Raw genomic sequence first — 16,666 nt, forward strand, 5'->3', positions numbered from 1 at the left:
CTTAATTGGTAATTTGCGCAGCAATCATTGCAAATTGAGTTGTGACTTTTTCCGTCTGCATGACATTGGATATCAGCGCTACTCTTTGTGTCGCAGTTGTTAAAGCAAATGCGGTTTGTACTTTTTCAGTACCCTCCGCATTTAGACTGACCGATGCATCACGGGTCGCTGCTGCAGTCATCGCAAATTGAGTTGTGACTTTTTCAACACTCACCGTCATGCTGCTATTCGCTTCACGCTGCATCGCACCTGTGATGGCAAACTGTGTTTCAACTTTTTCAGTCAAGCCTGTTGTATTCATCACTTCGCGTTGCACAACATTCGTTAACGCATAGTTAGTCTCTACGCTTTCCAGCAGATACAATGGATAGGTTTTTGAGGTCAAAATCACAACGGGGCTAATCACAACAAGTAATTCAGCACTGACACTGAAAATCTTCCCACTTAGCTCATCAAAACCAAAACTGTCGGGAACGAACTGACAGATGTAGTCTTTAAACTCGCTATCTTCGATATACAACTTCATTAAAAAAGGCAGCGGGTTAAGCTGCCAATTCAAATAAAAAGCCCGAAAATATTGATAATCGGGCTCTGTAAGATTGTATGAAATACTGACAAGATGCTTTTTGGATGGGGTGACTGTTGTGTATCTTGAAAACCCACCCGGTAACTCATTCCGCTGCACAGAGCATCCGAACTGTACAGCGTAACTTTCTTGCAACGGACAAAGATCAAGTCTATTCATTACCTTGCCCTTCTTGCAGTAGTATTCCGAGAAACAGCCTTGCTTTCGCGCGAGTTAGCATTGCCAAGTTGACTCCAAGAGCGCTTGATCATTTGATCAACCATGTCGATCGTAATTGAACCATCACTGTTGTGTTGAGCGCTTACTTGTGCTCCTGAACTGTTGTTGATGGTAATTTGAGAACCAGATTGTCTTCGATCAATTGCATTTTTATCTCGAATAGGTGTGAAACCGATAGCTTTATTACTAATTAAACCACCATCAGCAAACTTACCAGGTAAATTACCTGTAGCATTCATATAATCAAGATTGCCTATTCCAAGTTTCGCAACAGCAGCAGCCTTCATCATGTACTCACCATTGGATGCCCAAATCGGAATATCATCACTCGTGCCTGTTCCTTTACCCGTAATATGTCCACCTGTCGCAAAGCCTTTCATCGTTACCGAAGAAATAGTTGCTAAAGCTGGAGCTAATGCAGCCATTACTGATGCAGCACCTGCAAACTTCTGCGTAAGTGTCATAGCACTAGGATCAGCAAATGCTTGCGTATAAGCTGTCCAAGCTGCAACCATAGAAGATGCAATTGAAAACGCCTGTTGTCCAGCAAGCATTACTCTATAAGCAGTAGATTGCTCCCCTGCACTATCCTTAACAGATTGTGTAAGCTGTGAAAATGTATTCTGTCCATTAGATAATATGTCTTGCCATGTATTCAGTTGCTCTAACTTCTGATCAAGAGCCAATTGCTTTACGGTAGCATTTCGTTCAGCATCTAAAGCATTCATATTTTTAATATGAACTTCATATGCTAGTTCTAAAAGTTCATGCTTCTTTTGCGCATCGTCTACAGCATCAAAGTCAGATTCAATTTGCTTTTTCGTATCAGCATAATTAGCACGCTCATCTGCCTGAGCACGTTTCGATGATACATTAAGACTTTCATTCTGATATTGAAATGAGTTCTTACCGAACTGATCCGCAATACCCGACAACTTAATTGCATCATCAGCATCTGCCATTTGACCCAATAAATCGTTTTTGGTGCTGTCGTACTTTTCCTTTTGTGCTTTTTGAAAATTATCCACATCTTTCTGATATGCATCAGCCTGAAGTTTCAGATATTTATCAATAGCCGCTTGATCACCCGCATATGCCAACTTAATATCCTTGATCTTTTGAGCATTGTCATCTGCCATTTTCTGCTCTTCAGTTGCATAACGAGATGAAACATTAAGTTGCAGTCGTGCCTGCTCATTCCGGATGCGGGTGGCCTCCTCGTTCGTTTTTTTGACTATATCTAATTCAGCATTTGCTTCTTTTAAAGCACTAGTAGAACCGTTATAACCTAAAACTGAAACATGAATATGCCCACCTGTAGCACGACTAGAGGGATTTTTATATTCATCTAAGACCTTAACAACAAAACCATATCGCTTTGCTAAAGCTTCCAGCTGAGTTACCGCCTGTTCAGACTGTTTTACATCGTCAATGGTGAAATCAAAGGCATTACCCGTGGCATGCTTGCTGTTAGTACCTTTGTGATAAGTATCATTAAATGCTGTAAATCGAGATAAAGAACTACCTAAAGCGTCCTGTGCCATCTGTGCAAAATTCGCTGTATAAGCACGAACGTTACCACCAGCAAAAGACTCAGAACTTTTAATCCGTAAACCACTTAGAGCAGATGCACCCACCATTTTGTTTAAATCGGCTTGTTCTTTCTTTAACTTAGCTTTACTTAATGCTTGCTTCTCAGCAGCTTTAGCATTTTCTTCTGCTGCTTTGGTATCTATTGCAAGACCTCTTGCAGATTCGTTTGCAGCAGTATTCACTGCATATATTGAATTGACTAATGCACTGGACGAAGTACTTGCTGCATCACTGGTAATACTGACAGCATCAATACGTTTTCCATAATCCTCTAATGTATCACTGACGTCATCAAACATCATATTAATGGTAGCAATTTTGTCCCCTTTCAGGGCAGCAATAGCTGCAATCACTCCACCAATCACTTTTCCTGAAATAGTAAATGCAGCAGAAACACCCAAAGCGACTTTGGTAACAGCTTTTAGTACCGAACCAATACCAGCCCCAACCTCTTGTAACTGAAGCCCATTTTTTGATGTTCCAAATATGGCATTTGCAACATCTACCATGGCAGGCATAAAACCTGTAACTAACTGATTTTTCCAACCTTGAAATTGAATACTTACAGCCTGAGTTTGCGCATTCAACATTTGAGACTGTTTAATTGCTTCCTCAGTTTTAATAACCCCCGCATCTTCTAAGGCTGAACCATATTCATCAAGTAATTTCCCACCATCAGCAAAAAGTGGGAGTAAATTGCCTAGATCACTTCCAAGGCTTTCAAATACAAAGCGTTGCTCCTGTGAGGTTGCCCCCAACTCATCCAATTTGTCTTTAACTAGCTGAACGGCCTCAACACCATCTTTACCTTGAAGTGTTTTACCAAATGCTTTAATTTGGTCATCAGTAAGCTTCGTATTATTTTTCAAAGCATCAAAGAAATCAGCGGCACCGCCACCTTGGGAAGCACTAAATTCACCCAGTTTTTCTTGAACATCAGAAAAAATGCTCCCCAGTTGATCCTGTGAAATACCAAGCTGATCAGATGCATAACTCAAAATCTGAAAATTCGTAGTACTAATTTTGGCACGGTTGGCTAGAATTGCCATTTGAGTGTCTGCTTTAGCAACCTCTATAGTCATTGCTGCAAGACCACCCATTGCCACTACTGAACCACCGACAGCCATACCAGCCAAAGCTGCTGTGGCTGTAAGTACACCGCCCTCAAAAACGCCTAATTTTCCAGTAAGATCCGTCACAAATGTGCCTACTTGTGTACCACCAAGGGCTTGATTCATTTGTTCTTTAAAATTGGAGAAGGCCTTGCCCATTTTATCGGTCGATTCTTTGGCTTTACGTTCAGCTTTGTCCATTGGTTCAACAAATTGACCAATTTGAGCCACTAAATCTAGGGTTAAACGTCCCAATGAGGCTGTAGCCATACTTTTCTCCAGATAATAAAAAACCCCGTAAAACGGGGTTCCTTTTAAAGTTAACTTAGGAATATCTTGTTATGCAATTCCTATAAGCAGCAATATAGGTGTGTAAAGCTTGATATTTAATTTCACTCTCTAAGTGCTCGATTGGCAATGTATATATAAAGCCAGACAGAATCCTTTTTATTTCATCTCGATAAACTGGATCACTCCACTCATCTGCCAATTCAATTTGCTCAGCAATAGATTCTCCGTTATATCTATTTTTTAACAGCTTCATAACGTATGAAGCATGGCCATCACAACGTTCATCCAATGTACGTTGATGAATATTATTACTCAAAATGGGCTTTATATCTTCTACATCACTTGCAAAAGCTATAGTCGAATATATTGCTAATAAAAATGAGCTGCTAAATAAAAGTTTAATTTTCAATTCTATCCAACTCCCACTTTCCTAAGCTTCTTGGTACATCAAGCTTCACACCATAGTCTCCAGTACTATACTGGTCTGCCCAACCTCCAACTACCTTAGCTTCTACCGCAATAATGACTTGTTCATTTAAGTTTTTATCCTGTAAAAGCTTATGAAATTTTTTAGCGGTATCTCGGTCAAAATAACCCACAATTTTATTGTCAACACCTACAACTACAGCATTTGGATCATGCGGGTTAGTCGGTTCAGCTCTAATTATTGCGATACAATTATGTGACTTTCGAACTTCATTTTTAGCACCGGCAATTTGCATTAAATTCTGTTGGTAACTTGCTTCGCCCACAATATCAAAAGCAAAACTTTCATCCCCATAAACTCGGTAAGCAAGTACTTCACTATACTTTGGTGGTTCGGTGCCTAAAACGATAGTAGATTGATTACTTAACGTTTCGGGTGTTTTGGGCTTGGGTACATAATTTTTATAATCTATATTATTTGCATTGTTTGGTCTGCTACGAACCGCTTTAATTAAATACCATATAATCGCTAATATGATTACGCCTAATATAAAATCCATTGTGCCCTCAAATTTTGTAATTTAGGACACAATAATCATATGCGCATAAAAAAGCCACCCTACTGGTGGCTCTCTAAAAAACTATATTACTTATCTATCATACCACTCAGATATGACAGCCCATCCTCAGTCACCATGATGATGTCTTGAACATCACCATTTATGACTTCAGTTTTGATAAATACCAGTTCCAACTTTTGCCCACGCTTGGTTAAAGTTATTACCTTTTTATTGATCTCGACATAGGGGTTACGTTCTTCCAAAACACCTTCTTGCACAAACAGGTGTTTAATATGAAGAACTGGAACATTAAATTTTAGGGCTACCTCGTCTATCGTTATTGCAGAAACTTGCATCTTAAAATCATAACGTCGACACTTCCGTTCCATGCCACTCACTTGGTCACGTAAGTCATCTATCATGTCATCATACTGGCGAAAAACACGGTGGAACTTTAAAGCTTGTGCCTCATATGACTCTTTGCTGACATATACCGACAAATCAATTGGCTTACGGGGCTTAGGCATAAAGTGCTGGTACAGCACGTCATAACATTCAAGTTGATACTTAACCAAAGTATCCTTAATTTCAGGTTTAACTTTGTTGGCATCAACCCCCATAAGCCAACCATTGAGCATTCCAAATGGTAAACAAACAATTTCTTGTATTCCACCATTCGTAGGTATGTCCATAATGGACATACCTAAATTAAGCACATGATTTCGTTTAATTCTTTTAAGCTGAGCTTCCCATTGGAGTCCTATATTTTCACAAATTGACTTCATGGCAACAAATGGCTTGTCACCAACAAAATAGACAGGGATTTCTTGCTGATTAAATTTAACAATCTTATTTTTAGCATTCATAGTGAATACTCCTTGTGATAGGAATTTTCACCACCAAAACTGAGTCCAAGCAATTTAGGTGGCGGATTGAGTAGAATTGGACTTACCAGTCACAAGGTTCTGGCGCACCGAAGTGCTCCTACCCAACCCACCATAGCGGGCAGCTTTCTACAGGGTGTAAAAAGCTAGAGGCAATAAAAAAACCGCGAATGCGGTCATTTTGACCTTGTGAATTAATTGGAGTCCAACCCAAACACTGGATTTTGCCAGTGCCCTTTTAGACTAATTCAAAATCATCACAGAGTGCAATGCCTATAAAGGTAATTTAATCAACCTAAATATAATTAAATATGATTGTTTGAGCCGTTTTTACACATCTATTCCTCACCATACATGGAAGCAGCTTCATCAAAGCCAATTTCAGGGGCATCATGATGTGGTAAAAAGTCATATTTATCTTCAACCCGAAAGCCTTCCACTTTGGCGTACATATATTTCAAATCCGCCAAAGCTTCATCAAGTCTTAATCCGAAGTTGAAACCGCCTCTGATTCTTCGGTATTGTTTCCAGAAGATAAACTCTCTGTGGCTAATGGTTCGTTTGGCTTCTGCGATTGTTCTTCCACCGATGCCGTTGAGGACGAGTTCTGCCCAGATTTCTTCTTGATCGAATTCGTCGTCGGTGTAACCTTTCCCAAAAAATTCTTCTCTAGGATTTTCGCCCAAATCGCTTCAATAAATGGTTTATTAAATTTCAAACGAATTTCATCTTCAGTAAATATGGATTCGCCTTGCTCATCGACAATACAGTCAGCCAAAATACTAGCTAAAGACTCTTTATTATTTCGATTCGCTTCCATTTGAGCAATTGTGGTCGAATAATCCATAATTTTGATAAATGTTTCAAAATTACAAACTTTACCTTTTACAACAACTTCAACAGTAATCAATTCAGGCACATCAACCAAAATGCCTGACTTAATGTCAGCAATACTTAATTTTTTATTCATGGTTTAATCCAAAAAGTTAGCCCCTTTCGGGGCTATGGTTTAAGCGGTTTCACGAATCCAAGCGACTTTGGTGCTACGTTGGACTGTACAGGTTGTTTTAACAACGGTATTGGCATCAAGATCCATTGGAAAAGAATCAACATAGCCTGTAAAAGTATTCCAGCTTCGCCCTGGTGGCAGGGTCACTTCACCTGTAGCAGCAGCAATGGTTGGGACAATATTTTTTACTTCACCTTTATTCTTTCCAGCCCAGCCAACAATAAACTTGATTGCTTTACCAGAAGCTTCTAGGTCATATAATCGGCCATGTGATGGAACCTTGGGATCAGCATTTAAGTCAAATGTAGATTGACCCGTATCTTTTAGGCCACCTCCTTCCATGTACTGCTTACTTTCCTCTTCATCTAAAGGTGTAATTTCAATACGCTCTTTAGAATCCGTACCCGGTTTAAAGTTTAATGCACCATCTACTTTAAACAGCTCCCATTCACCTGGTGTTGTGATTGATTCAGCAACTCCCCAAATGTCTGTACCTTGTGTACGTCGTGCCATAATTTTCTCCATAAAAAAACCACCGCAAGGGTGGCTTTCGTTTCGTTAAGGTTCTTCTAACCATCGGCTGTCTATCCGAATACGGTATAAATTGGTTTCTTGCTCCAGCTCACAGCCTGTAAAGGCTTCAATGGTGCAATCTTCTTCAATGACTTTGCGTACTTCTCGGGCAATGTTTCGGGCATCTGCTTTGGTCTTGGCATAAACATCAATCTGCACATACAGCGAATCCATATCCGATCCGCCCGATAAATACTGCTCGGGGTTCGCATTGATAATCTGCCAACATACATATGGTGTGCCTTCTGTATTGCTGGCATCAAACTCACCGACTCTTAAACCCACACCATCGGAAAGTAATGCTGATAATTCAGCATTTGCAGCACAAAGGTCATAGAGTGGGATAATCAACATTATTTAATATCCCCCATCAAATCGGCCTGTAACTTTTCAGCAAATGCATCCGTTGCATTTTGAATATTGGATTCCAATGCTGGGCGCATATAGGGCTGTGCCTTGGTTTTGGATGTCCCAAATTCAACCAGCCAAAAGTGTTTGGTGTCATTTTCCACTGGGGTGTAATGTGGGTTTGCTTGTCGTGGCTTGCCTTTACGTTGCACATTTTCATTACTGCGCCAAAACTCACCACCGCCCTTTACACCAATACGGACTTTGGCAGAATTTTTATCACTGGTTTTACCTGCACGTACTACCAAATTTTTAGAAATATCAGCACTGGTTTTAGGATCATCAATTTTCTTGGCATTGTCCTTAGCCGACTGTAAAACCGGCTTTGCAGCTGCTCGAAGTGCTTTTTTTACGTGTTTTTTCGCCACATTTTTGGTCATTTCATCCATTTTTTTAAGGGCTTCTTCCAAACCCTCAATTACGAATCCTGCCATGTATATGCCCCCAACTCACACGCCAAAGTGACATATTCACGCCCGGTTTTGTTATCACGTAAAGGCGCAATAATGCGGTAATAAAGCCCATCACATAACAAACGACAGAGCGACCAATCAGTATTTGGTTCAATATCGTCCTGACGAAGCACAATACGGGTTGCTATCACTTTTTGATCTTTTCGTGCAGCAATGAAATCACGGATTGATGCATCTGTTATGTGACCATAAATAGGAAAGATGGTGGTCCAGATGGTTTCTCGGTCTCCGCTACCATCAGGTTTTAATACAGATTTTTTACTTTGAACTTCAATGTATTGGTTTAAACTCCCTGCTTGCACATCACACCCCCATTTTCCGATAAGGCAGCATGAAGTTTTCCACTGCACGGTTGACGTATAGATTGACTTCACTTTGACCCGCTCGGTTCTCATACATATCAGTTATGACCAACAAGGCTGCATAGGCAAGGTCTTCAGGAAATTCACCATTGATAAGCACGTCATCCAAGGGCTGATCGATAAAATTTTCAATGTGTTTTAAAGCTGCTTTTGTGAGTAATTGAATGTACTCGTCATCACGGGCATGCAGGACACGCAGCTGCTTCTTCACAATGGCTGGGTCAATGTAATCACTCATAAAAATAGCCTTTTTGTGACATAAAAAGAGGTAAAAAAAGCAGCCCCGAAGGACTGCTTTTTAAATTTATATTAAAGTGATAAATCACCACTGGCACAAGCATCAGGAATGGCGACACCACAGCAACCACGCATTTCTGCACGGATAGTACATAAGTTTTTGGTGAAGTTATTGCCATCTTCAGTTGAAAGCTCAACCGCCACATCTTCACGCATAAACGCAGCAACACCGAGGGTTAAATTCCCCACCCAATATTTACCCAAAGTCATGGCAGCCGACAAAATCACTGGCAAGCCCCAAAGTACTGGTTGAACAGCTGCACCAGGAGAACCAAAAATATAGTGGCCATCATCACCTTTAATACGTTCAATCGTGCCCCAGTCTTCAGGGTTTAGAATGATTGCTTCAGGCAATAAACCACCTGCCGATGCTTTGTATTTGGCTTTATTGATCACATCAATTGCAGTATCTTCAGCCACTGGTGTTACTTCAATAAACTGATCTGCTTCAATCAAACCAATAAATGTACGTGCACCTGTCGTACGACCATCACCAACCACAATTTTTGCTTCAAGTTTTAAACGCACACCATAAGCCAAACGACCTTCAATGTACGCAGCCAATGTCGGCATGTCCGAAATAAGCTGATTTGAAACTTTGATCCAGTGGGCAATGGTATCGGCTTTCATGTCCACCACGCCAAAAGTCAGACTTGACTCTGGTTTATCAGCACCCTCCAGCACAATATCAGCCATAATTTCATAAGCCGATTCGCGCAATAACGGTACAAATTCATTTGTGATTGGCGTAAACGAAATCCAATCTAAAAGGTTCAATGGACGAGCAAGCGTGCGGCTTAAATCATTTTGTGCAAATTGAGCAGTGGCACCAATACCCGTTAAAGTCACAACATTACGTGCTTTCAGATCATTAAACTGGAATTTTCCTTTAGAACGCAGAATAGCCTTGGCTTGATCCAAAATATCTTTGTTACGAATCAAGATAGAAGCCACTGCATCAGGATCTTCAGAACGGCTATGCACACCATCAATCATACGTTGCTGAATATCTTCAATTTGCCCCGTCAAATCACGAATTTCGCTAGAACGTGCTTCTAATTGAGCGCGTAGGTCATCAGGAATATCTTCAACACGAGCAAGTTGGTTTCGACTGCGCTCTAATAGCGTATCCAACTGACCTAAACGATCACGGAATTGCACCGCCAATTGGTCTAATTCCGATTGTGAATTGGTATCACGTGTTAGCAAGCCATGAAGTGGTTGTGCCGGGTTTGCAGCGATTGTAGAAATTGCCAAGTTAACTGCTGTTTTTGAAAGTGCTTTCATACTAATTTTTCCATGCATAGAAAATGAAAAACCCGCTTTAAGCGGGCAATATTTGAATTTTGATTTACACACCAGACGAATCTAGGAATGCAAAAGGATCTTTTTTCGGTTCGGGGGCTGGTGTTTCTTGTGGCTTGCTGAATTCATTTAAACGAGAAATCAATTTGTCAGCATATTCACCATGTAATCCCAATGAGCGCAACAGCTCAACGGCATCACTTGATGATTCAAGGCCATTGATTGAATCTTCTGAAATGACACGTGCAGCATCATCTGCAGGTTCATCTACCACACTAATTTCGTACAGATCGGCACGCTTAATTTCAACATGCGTCCCTTTATCCTCCATATCCATTGGTGAAGGTGGATAAAAGGCAATGGAAAAACCATCCACGGTACCATGCTCGACCATGGCAGCAATGGTTTGGGACCACTGCATATTCGGGGTGAATTCTAGCTCTACGAGCAAGCCTTGATCATCTTCTTCAAGCCGTAAATATTTACCAATCCGCATGGCCATGAATGAATCAAGGAACCACATACGCCAACCATGGTTATAGTAAGCGTGAACTTTCTTGGTACCTGCAGCAAATGCCGCACAGACTTCCGCGAATGCACCACGAATAAATTTTTCACCGTAATGATTCACAGAATCCCATTTCACGGCATAACCCGTAATGCGTAATACGCCTGTTTTGGGGTCACGTTTAATATCACGGGCTTCGAGCTTTACAGGTAAACGCCGACACTGAACTTTCGGCAATATTGGCAGTGCTTTATTACGCACCTGCAGGTTTTGATTCATCAGCTTTCGCTCCATAATTGCCACTTTTCATACGTTCGGCTGTGGTGTAGTTGACTGGTACCATAATAAAGTTTGAGTTAGGATCAGGTATTTCACCCTCTTCCATTTGAACTTGATAAGGACTCGCTTGCCCTGACAAAATTCGGTCTTTATTGGATTTAACCCGCTCAAGATACGAAGCCCTTAACAGGTCTTTGGTCTTAAATTCGAACTCATATTCATCCCATTCATGCCGTTGTAATAGGTGAATACGAGCACTTTCTTCAATTCGCTCCAAATATGGACGCAAACCGAACTTATGAAAGCCATCAACCAACTGTTCAATGCCACTACCCCAAGTCGTACTAGAATCTGTACTAAAAATCAGGATTGGATTCACACCAAAGAAACGACAGGATTCTTCAACAGCCAACTTTCGAATTTCAATTAATTCAAGGTCTTCAGGTGTTAGACTAATTTGCTCGAACTGCATATTGCCTTCGAGTACTGCCATATCACCATCATCACCATTAATCAGCAGATCTAACTCGGAACGTAGTGCATCGCGCTGTTCTTTTTTCAGATATTTTTCAGTCTTTAATGCCCCTGTCGGCTTGGCACCGTTCGACATTAAACGCGAAGTCTTATCACTACCTGCCAAACCAATACCAATCGACTGCGCACCGTAGGCTATGGGTGACATCCCCACAAAACCTGTGCCGAACAGCTTGATATGCCAAATTTCTTTATCGGTATATTCAACGGTTTTACTGCCCAATCGGCATTTATACAGGGGTGTGCCATCATCACGAATACTCGGATCTACCGAACCCGAGTTAATGACCTGCAAACTGACCAACTTTTTACCGACATAATCTTTCTTGATGTAGGCATTGCCTGCGACCAAATTCAGCATAAGCTGCTCAAAAAACTCGACTCGGGTTTGATAGCGGTTCGGCTTGTTATACAGCAGCCGAATCACATCATGATCTTTAACTTGAACACGTGTACCATCAGATTTAAGCTGAAACATTTGCAATGGCAGGGTTGCCACCGATTCAGTCAAAATTTTGATACAGGCAAAAACAGCACTCAAAGTCATGGCACTGTCAAATGACACAGGTTTTGCGGTCTTAAAACCAGAACGGGGACGATCAATAATGGTCGTCCCCGTTTTATCTTGCATCGGTCCAGTGCCCCGAACCTTCAGCTTATCGCGATTGGTTTTATCACGAATTTTTACTTTATCGCGCTTTTTACTCATCGCTTCGCTACCTTAATCATGTCATTTAACCAGTCATCAATATTTCCATCATCTTCACCAGGCACTAAATCAAAAACAGATTCATCATCCCAATATCGAGCACGCGCTGCAGCGTTAATAATCCCAACCATGGCATCAATTTTCTTGGCTGGAGACCCTTTGCGCGGGAAAATATTTTCCTTGGCATCAGGTTTGACCAAGACATTTAAGGCACACCAAGTCAGAACAGGATCACCGCAATGATGAAAACGGCCTTCAGCCAATAAAACTTCAATCCAACGCATAGCAGGGCTTAAATGTTCTGCAACCTGAGGAATTTCAATGACATTTAGTCCTTCTTCCAACAGATTTGCTGTAAGTTGTTCCGCGTGGTATCGGTCATGCCCAAGCTCATAAAACGGATTCTTGATATGAGAATCTTCAATATCACGCTGAATTCGCTTGTAATCTGTTGATTCACCAGGAGTCGCAATCAAATACCCATCATTTCTCCAAACTGGATATTCATCAGGACGTTTTTCACCATTAATTGCTGTTTTGGTCTCAATGACATGCTCGTTAATGTATGAATGGGAAAATGCATACCAATGAATTTTTCCATCACTTTCAAACCGTGGGATCAGTTCACCCCAACTTGCCAAATCCAAACGACTTGCCAAGTCATAGCCGCCAAAACGTATTTGTCCATCAAGATCGGGATATTTCACATCAGAGTAGCAATTTGCCCAAATCGTTGGAGAAATCCAGCCATCCATTGACCCGACCCATTCATTCAAATGTTTTTGCCGGGTAATACCTTCAAGTTTTGGACTGACTTTGACCTTTTCAAACACTGAATGTAGGTATTTTTCATTTACTGAAACGCCATAATTCGGGTTGGCTTTGGCCCACACTTTCGGATCTAACCAATCATCACCACGATCCAGACAAAAAACCATGCCAAAATACTGATCATGCTTGGCTTTGCCTTTCAAAATATCCACCACGACCTGACGTTCTTGGTAGCATTTACTGGTGGTATCGTCTCCAGCCGTGGTAATGGCTAAAATTAATGGCTCACTTCGTGCAGCAATACCGTTTGCCACAATGTCATACATGTCTGCGGTTTTATGCGCATGTAATTCATCAATAATGGCAGCATGGACGTTTAGACCGTCTTTTGTGCCTCCCCGATCTTGTGATAACGCTTTAAGCATGCTGTTTGTTTCGGTCTGAAACACCGCAAATTTAGAATATTCAATACCGAAATGCGCACGCATTTTTGGCGAATACTCGACCATTTTGCTTGCATCGTTAAATACGATTTTTGCTTGTTCAGCCGAAGTTGCAGCTGTATAGACTTCTGCCCCCATTTCACCATCGATAAAACAGAGATATAGCGCAATGGCAGCAAGCCAAGTAGATTTACCATTTTTCTTTGCGACCTCGATATAAACATATAAAAACCGCCTTTTCCCATCCTGCCCAATCCAGCCAAAAATATTGAGCGTGGCAAACACCTGCCAAGGCTCCAAAATTAATGGCTGACGTGTGCCGTCAGGTCGAATTTTTGCCAAATCCCCTTTAACGTGTGGGCAGGTCTCAATAAAAAAGAGCGCATGTCGCGCTCTTGAAAGATCTAACTCATACTCAAAATCGATATCGGGTTTGGGCTTGTATTTTAATTTTTGCAATAATTCTTGGGTTTCTTCATCCACCGATTCAGCATTAAAATTAGATTTACTTAAATCGGTTAGAAAGCGTTTTACAGCTAGTTTCTCCAGCTGCCCTGCCGTACGCACTCCAGATCGTACGTCAAGGCAGTACTGGAGCGTAATCTTAAAATAATCACGCATAAAAACTCGCTATTAACTTTGGCGCATGCCGTAATTGTTGTACACGTCATTCTCCGGATTTGTAGCAACCTCTGCTCCCAACAAATTAAGCTGTTGCTGTTTGTTCACTTTCACACCAGAACGTGCTGCAGGTGTAAGACCAAATTCACGGGCAGTTTTGATCATTTGTTCTTGTAATTTATTGCGGATCTGAAGCCAAGCTGCTTGCACCTGAAAACCATTTGGTGTTTTTTCTACCCATGAATCCAATGCTTGTAGCTTATCCATGGCTTTTCCATAGGCTGCCACATTATCACAATGCAACCCAAACACATCACCATCCACCACGGAAAGCAAACCTGCCTGTACTAATACTGGTCCCAAAGTGTCCCAGTGTTTTTTGGCTTCTTTGTTTACCCATAATGGGCAAGGCGGCATACCTAAATCTACTGCAGCATTTGCAACTTGGGATTCTTCATCCCGATCATCACGGATTCGAGATCCACTCAATATTTTTTGCTGCAAGGATTTAGGAGGTCGTCCCATATTTGACATAAGAACCTCCAAATTTTAAAAATCTTTTAAATATCGGAGGTATACCCCCCTATGGACTTTTGACCACGTAAAAATTTGATGGGGGGGCGGTCTTTTATAAGAGGTCGGTTTCGACTTTTGACCCCATATCCCCCATTTATAAAATTTTTGCCAACTGAAGACCGATAGCAATCCCAATACAGATCCCAAAAAACCAAATACACCATTCGAATGACAGCGAATCATCTTGAGGATCATCACTACCAATCCATTTGATTGGAGGTGCTGGAATATCTGGTGGCACTGGTCGCTTCGGTACCAGCCCGCCATCACTAAATACATTCGTTGCTTCAGGTGGTCTTGGCGGTTTTGGAATCTCAGTCATAATCTGTATCTCGAATCATACGACACTGAGCCTCAACCTCATCAAGTCGAGCAGGTCGCAGACGTTCATAGATTTCTACTCGTGGTTGAGTCTCATCATTCCAAAGGACATGAAGACTCGAACCGGTTTGAACAACAACACCGACATGATCAAAACCCTTGATGTCATCACGGTAGACGACTGGATCACCAAGCAGGATTACTTCGCTCATGCTGGCACCACCTTGAAGTGTGAGTGATGCAAGCGACCACCGTTCCCTTCATGGTCTTGGACAAACACTGTCTTGTCATGGACTTCAATAACAGTGAACACTGCCTTGTCATCACACATCAAAGATTCTTGCGCATACTCAGTGACAACCAGTAAGCGGTCATTCACTTTGAAATTGTTTGTGCTGTCTTTATTTGCCTTGGTCTTGGTTTGAACTGGCGACCAACTGCCCCGATCTTCAGTAGCGGTTTTGATGTTGTGGTGTGTTTCACATAACGGCTGCCAGTTGCTCTTATCCCAGAACAGAACCTTATCGCCCTTGTGTGGAATGATATGGTCAACGACTGTTGCTGGGTTGATGTAACGTGTCTTGTGGCATTCAACGCATAGCGGATGTTCATCAAGGAATGCATCACGTGCTTTAGCCCATTGAGCATCATAGCCACGTTGATGAGCTGTGCCACGCTCTCGGTCTTTCTTTTTGATCTTGTCTTGATGGTTATCGCAATAACCTTGGTTCGCCGCGTACTCTTTGCAACTGTTCACCAGGCATGGACGTTTAGCTTTCTGTGGTGCTTTCTTTGTCATGAACTGAAACCAATTTTGTTTTAATCGAACTGCGAATTAATTTCTTAGAAACTGCATCGGCTGCAACACCAACAAAACCCAATGCATAAGCCAAAACAATTTTTGGTTTAGATAACTTCACTTGGATTTGTACAATCTGTTTTGAATGCATGGCTGAAACCCCATAAAAAAGGGCTGCATGCCCGACATTGACCGAAGACATGCAGCCGAAAAAAAAGAGCCTTCCGGCTCTCTCAGAGGAAACTACAGCGTTTTGATACAGTTTCTCATTGTGGGAAAATGTAGTCTAAAACTGGCTCACCTGTCAATACATTAAATCAACTTTGGATTGATTTATTTAATTGATCTTTGATTTTCCACTCCACCGTATCCAACTCTGCTTTGAACTCAGTTTTAAATGTATTAATCATGAGTCCTAACTTTCTCTGGATCTGCATACGACTTACACCAGCAATAATCGCTCGATTGCGTTCTGAAGGAGAATAGCCAGCAGGAACTTTGCATAACTCAACTAATGCCACAAAAATTGAAAGCTCATGCTCAGTAGACATTTCTGCCTGCTTCATTCGAATTAATTCAGAATGAATGAGCTGAGCAGCTGCTTTAACCTGATCAAGTGAATTGCGGTTTAAGACGCAAAGCTCAACCAAATGAACTTGAACCGTAGTTAACTTTGCATAACTCATTGCTACACATACGTCCTGTGCTGTAAGCGCACCATGACTACCACCACCAATCGCGTCAAAGTTAGTCGTTTTTGGGCTTAATAAGCGAAAATATTTTTCCAAAATCTTTATCCTTGTTGAATTTTTAAGCATTGTTACGGGTAAAGGTCTATTTGTTACGGGTCTGTTACGGGTAGACCATTAAAAAAACTTAATAAAAACAATGATTGTTACGGGTGTTACGAGTGTTACGGGGTAAATCACCTCGCGCGGGGAAATATTCAATTGACATAGAATTGAATAAATATAAGCGAATAGAAATTTTTCTCCCGTGCGCGCGCG

At 41.4% G+C, this 16,666-nt stretch carries 21 protein-coding genes; all 21 read right to left on the reverse strand.

Features of this window, described 5'->3' with window-relative positions; translation table 11 throughout:
• Position 1: 1 nt before the first annotated feature.
• The 21 genes from B9T36_RS11060 to B9T36_RS11165 all read right to left on the reverse strand — a co-directional run bounded on the left by B9T36_RS11060 (position 2) and on the right by B9T36_RS11165 (position 16,447).
• Positions 2–745 (reverse strand): hypothetical protein, encoded by a 744-nt coding sequence (locus B9T36_RS11060; RefSeq protein WP_139841359.1) that lies wholly within the window; start codon positions 743–745, stop codon positions 2–4.
• Entirely contained in the window at positions 745–3,780 is a 3,036-nt protein-coding gene (locus B9T36_RS11065) for a hypothetical protein (protein WP_086209527.1), read from the reverse strand. Before B9T36_RS11065 ends, B9T36_RS11060 begins: the two co-directional genes overlap by 1 nt.
• A gap of 55 nt (positions 3,781–3,835) precedes the next feature.
• On the reverse strand, positions 3,836–4,210 hold the full coding sequence (locus B9T36_RS11070) for a hypothetical protein (protein WP_086209528.1): 375 nt from the start codon (positions 4,208–4,210) through the stop codon (positions 3,836–3,838).
• The gene (locus B9T36_RS11075; protein WP_086209529.1) at positions 4,200–4,787 is read right to left on the reverse strand and encodes an HIRAN domain-containing protein; all 588 of its coding nucleotides are present in this window, start codon (positions 4,785–4,787) and stop codon (positions 4,200–4,202) included. The genes B9T36_RS11070 and B9T36_RS11075 overlap by 11 nt, the downstream gene beginning before the upstream one ends.
• An 86-nt stretch (positions 4,788–4,873) precedes the next feature.
• Positions 4,874–5,653 carry a phage antirepressor N-terminal domain-containing protein gene (locus tag B9T36_RS11080; protein ID WP_086209530.1) on the reverse strand — a complete coding sequence of 260 codons (780 nt, stop codon included), beginning with the start codon at positions 5,651–5,653 and terminating at the stop codon, positions 4,874–4,876.
• Between the two features lie 502 nt (positions 5,654–6,155).
• Positions 6,156–6,641 carry a phage tail assembly chaperone family protein, TAC gene (locus tag B9T36_RS11090; protein ID WP_086209531.1) on the reverse strand — a complete coding sequence of 162 codons (486 nt, stop codon included), beginning with the start codon at positions 6,639–6,641 and terminating at the stop codon, positions 6,156–6,158.
• Positions 6,642–6,680: 39 nt separating this feature from the next.
• A complete protein-coding gene (locus B9T36_RS11095; protein WP_086209532.1) occupies positions 6,681–7,193 on the reverse strand; it encodes a phage tail tube protein in 513 nt (170 codons plus the stop codon).
• A 45-nt stretch (positions 7,194–7,238) separates the two neighbouring features.
• The gene (gene gp17 / locus B9T36_RS11100; RefSeq protein ID WP_086209533.1) at positions 7,239–7,607 is read right to left on the reverse strand and encodes a tail completion protein gp17; all 369 of its coding nucleotides are present in this window, start codon (positions 7,605–7,607) and stop codon (positions 7,239–7,241) included.
• Positions 7,607–8,095: an HK97-gp10 family putative phage morphogenesis protein gene (locus B9T36_RS11105; RefSeq protein WP_086209534.1), complete on the reverse strand. Its 489-nt coding sequence runs from the start codon at positions 8,093–8,095 to the stop codon at positions 7,607–7,609. Before B9T36_RS11105 ends, gp17 begins: the two co-directional genes overlap by 1 nt.
• Positions 8,080–8,436 (reverse strand): head-tail adaptor protein, encoded by a 357-nt coding sequence (locus tag B9T36_RS11110; RefSeq protein WP_086209535.1) that lies wholly within the window; start codon positions 8,434–8,436, stop codon positions 8,080–8,082. The genes B9T36_RS11105 and B9T36_RS11110 overlap by 16 nt, the downstream gene beginning before the upstream one ends.
• A 1-nt stretch (position 8,437) precedes the next feature.
• Entirely contained in the window at positions 8,438–8,734 is a 297-nt protein-coding gene (locus tag B9T36_RS11115; RefSeq protein WP_086209536.1) for a head-tail connector protein, read from the reverse strand.
• 71 nt (positions 8,735–8,805) lie between these two features.
• Positions 8,806–10,080, reverse strand: coding sequence for a phage major capsid protein (locus tag B9T36_RS11120; RefSeq protein WP_086209537.1), 1,275 nt, complete (start codon positions 10,078–10,080; stop codon positions 8,806–8,808).
• 64 nt (positions 10,081–10,144) lie between these two features.
• On the reverse strand, positions 10,145–10,885 hold the full coding sequence (locus tag B9T36_RS11125; RefSeq protein ID WP_086209538.1) for an HK97 family phage prohead protease: 741 nt from the start codon (positions 10,883–10,885) through the stop codon (positions 10,145–10,147).
• Complete coding sequence (locus B9T36_RS11130) at positions 10,860–12,128, reverse strand: phage portal protein (protein WP_086209539.1); 1,269 nt, start codon at positions 12,126–12,128, stop codon at positions 10,860–10,862. Before B9T36_RS11130 ends, B9T36_RS11125 begins: the two co-directional genes overlap by 26 nt.
• Positions 12,125–13,963 (reverse strand): terminase large subunit, encoded by a 1,839-nt coding sequence (locus B9T36_RS11135; protein WP_086209540.1) that lies wholly within the window; start codon positions 13,961–13,963, stop codon positions 12,125–12,127. The genes B9T36_RS11130 and B9T36_RS11135 overlap by 4 nt, the downstream gene beginning before the upstream one ends.
• A 12-nt stretch (positions 13,964–13,975) precedes the next feature.
• Positions 13,976–14,497 (reverse strand): P27 family phage terminase small subunit, encoded by a 522-nt coding sequence (locus B9T36_RS11140; protein WP_086209541.1) that lies wholly within the window; start codon positions 14,495–14,497, stop codon positions 13,976–13,978.
• 136 nt (positions 14,498–14,633) lie between these two features.
• Positions 14,634–14,861 (reverse strand): hypothetical protein, encoded by a 228-nt coding sequence (locus B9T36_RS11145; protein WP_086209542.1) that lies wholly within the window; start codon positions 14,859–14,861, stop codon positions 14,634–14,636.
• On the reverse strand, positions 14,854–15,072 hold the full coding sequence (locus tag B9T36_RS11150) for a phosphohistidine phosphatase (RefSeq protein WP_086209543.1): 219 nt from the start codon (positions 15,070–15,072) through the stop codon (positions 14,854–14,856). Before B9T36_RS11150 ends, B9T36_RS11145 begins: the two co-directional genes overlap by 8 nt.
• Complete coding sequence (locus B9T36_RS11155) at positions 15,069–15,617, reverse strand: HNH endonuclease signature motif containing protein (protein WP_322853533.1); 549 nt, start codon at positions 15,615–15,617, stop codon at positions 15,069–15,071. The genes B9T36_RS11150 and B9T36_RS11155 overlap by 4 nt, the downstream gene beginning before the upstream one ends.
• A 13-nt stretch (positions 15,618–15,630) precedes the next feature.
• Entirely contained in the window at positions 15,631–15,810 is a 180-nt protein-coding gene (locus B9T36_RS11160; RefSeq protein WP_125274633.1) for a hypothetical protein, read from the reverse strand.
• 166 nt (positions 15,811–15,976) lie between these two features.
• The gene (locus B9T36_RS11165) at positions 15,977–16,447 is read right to left on the reverse strand and encodes a hypothetical protein (RefSeq protein WP_086209546.1); all 471 of its coding nucleotides are present in this window, start codon (positions 16,445–16,447) and stop codon (positions 15,977–15,979) included.
• Positions 16,448–16,666 lie beyond the last annotated feature (219 nt).

The sequence above is a fragment of the Acinetobacter sp. ANC 4204 genome (assembly GCF_002135205.1).
GTDB lineage: Bacteria > Pseudomonadota > Gammaproteobacteria > Pseudomonadales > Moraxellaceae > Acinetobacter.

What these genes read in the sequence shown, in the direction of transcription:
- B9T36_RS11060 (WP_139841359.1), bottom strand. Translation starts at nt 745, where the DNA reads ATGAATAGACTTGATCTTTGTCCGTTGCAAGAAAGTTACGCTGTACAG.
- B9T36_RS11065 (WP_086209527.1), bottom strand. Translation starts at nt 3,780, where the DNA reads ATGGCTACAGCCTCATTGGGACGTTTAACCCTAGATTTAGTGGCTCAA.
- B9T36_RS11075 (WP_086209529.1), bottom strand. Translation starts at nt 4,787, where the DNA reads ATGGATTTTATATTAGGCGTAATCATATTAGCGATTATATGGTATTTA.
- B9T36_RS11080 (WP_086209530.1), bottom strand. Translation starts at nt 5,653, where the DNA reads ATGAATGCTAAAAATAAGATTGTTAAATTTAATCAGCAAGAAATCCCT.
- B9T36_RS11090 (WP_086209531.1), bottom strand. Translation starts at nt 6,641, where the DNA reads ATGAATAAAAAATTAAGTATTGCTGACATTAAGTCAGGCATTTTGGTT.
- B9T36_RS11095 (WP_086209532.1), bottom strand. Translation starts at nt 7,193, where the DNA reads ATGGCACGACGTACACAAGGTACAGACATTTGGGGAGTTGCTGAATCA.
- gp17 (WP_086209533.1), bottom strand. Translation starts at nt 7,607, where the DNA reads ATGTTGATTATCCCACTCTATGACCTTTGTGCTGCAAATGCTGAATTA.
- B9T36_RS11105 (WP_086209534.1), bottom strand. Translation starts at nt 8,095, where the DNA reads ATGGCAGGATTCGTAATTGAGGGTTTGGAAGAAGCCCTTAAAAAAATG.
- B9T36_RS11115 (WP_086209536.1), bottom strand. Translation starts at nt 8,734, where the DNA reads ATGAGTGATTACATTGACCCAGCCATTGTGAAGAAGCAGCTGCGTGTC.
- B9T36_RS11120 (WP_086209537.1), bottom strand. Translation starts at nt 10,080, where the DNA reads ATGAAAGCACTTTCAAAAACAGCAGTTAACTTGGCAATTTCTACAATC.
- B9T36_RS11125 (WP_086209538.1), bottom strand. Translation starts at nt 10,885, where the DNA reads ATGAATCAAAACCTGCAGGTGCGTAATAAAGCACTGCCAATATTGCCG.
- B9T36_RS11130 (WP_086209539.1), bottom strand. Translation starts at nt 12,128, where the DNA reads ATGAGTAAAAAGCGCGATAAAGTAAAAATTCGTGATAAAACCAATCGC.
- B9T36_RS11135 (WP_086209540.1), bottom strand. Translation starts at nt 13,963, where the DNA reads ATGCGTGATTATTTTAAGATTACGCTCCAGTACTGCCTTGACGTACGA.
- B9T36_RS11140 (WP_086209541.1), bottom strand. Translation starts at nt 14,497, where the DNA reads ATGTCAAATATGGGACGACCTCCTAAATCCTTGCAGCAAAAAATATTG.
- B9T36_RS11145 (WP_086209542.1), bottom strand. Translation starts at nt 14,861, where the DNA reads ATGACTGAGATTCCAAAACCGCCAAGACCACCTGAAGCAACGAATGTA.
- B9T36_RS11150 (WP_086209543.1), bottom strand. Translation starts at nt 15,072, where the DNA reads ATGAGCGAAGTAATCCTGCTTGGTGATCCAGTCGTCTACCGTGATGAC.
- B9T36_RS11160 (WP_125274633.1), bottom strand. Translation starts at nt 15,810, where the DNA reads ATGCATTCAAAACAGATTGTACAAATCCAAGTGAAGTTATCTAAACCA.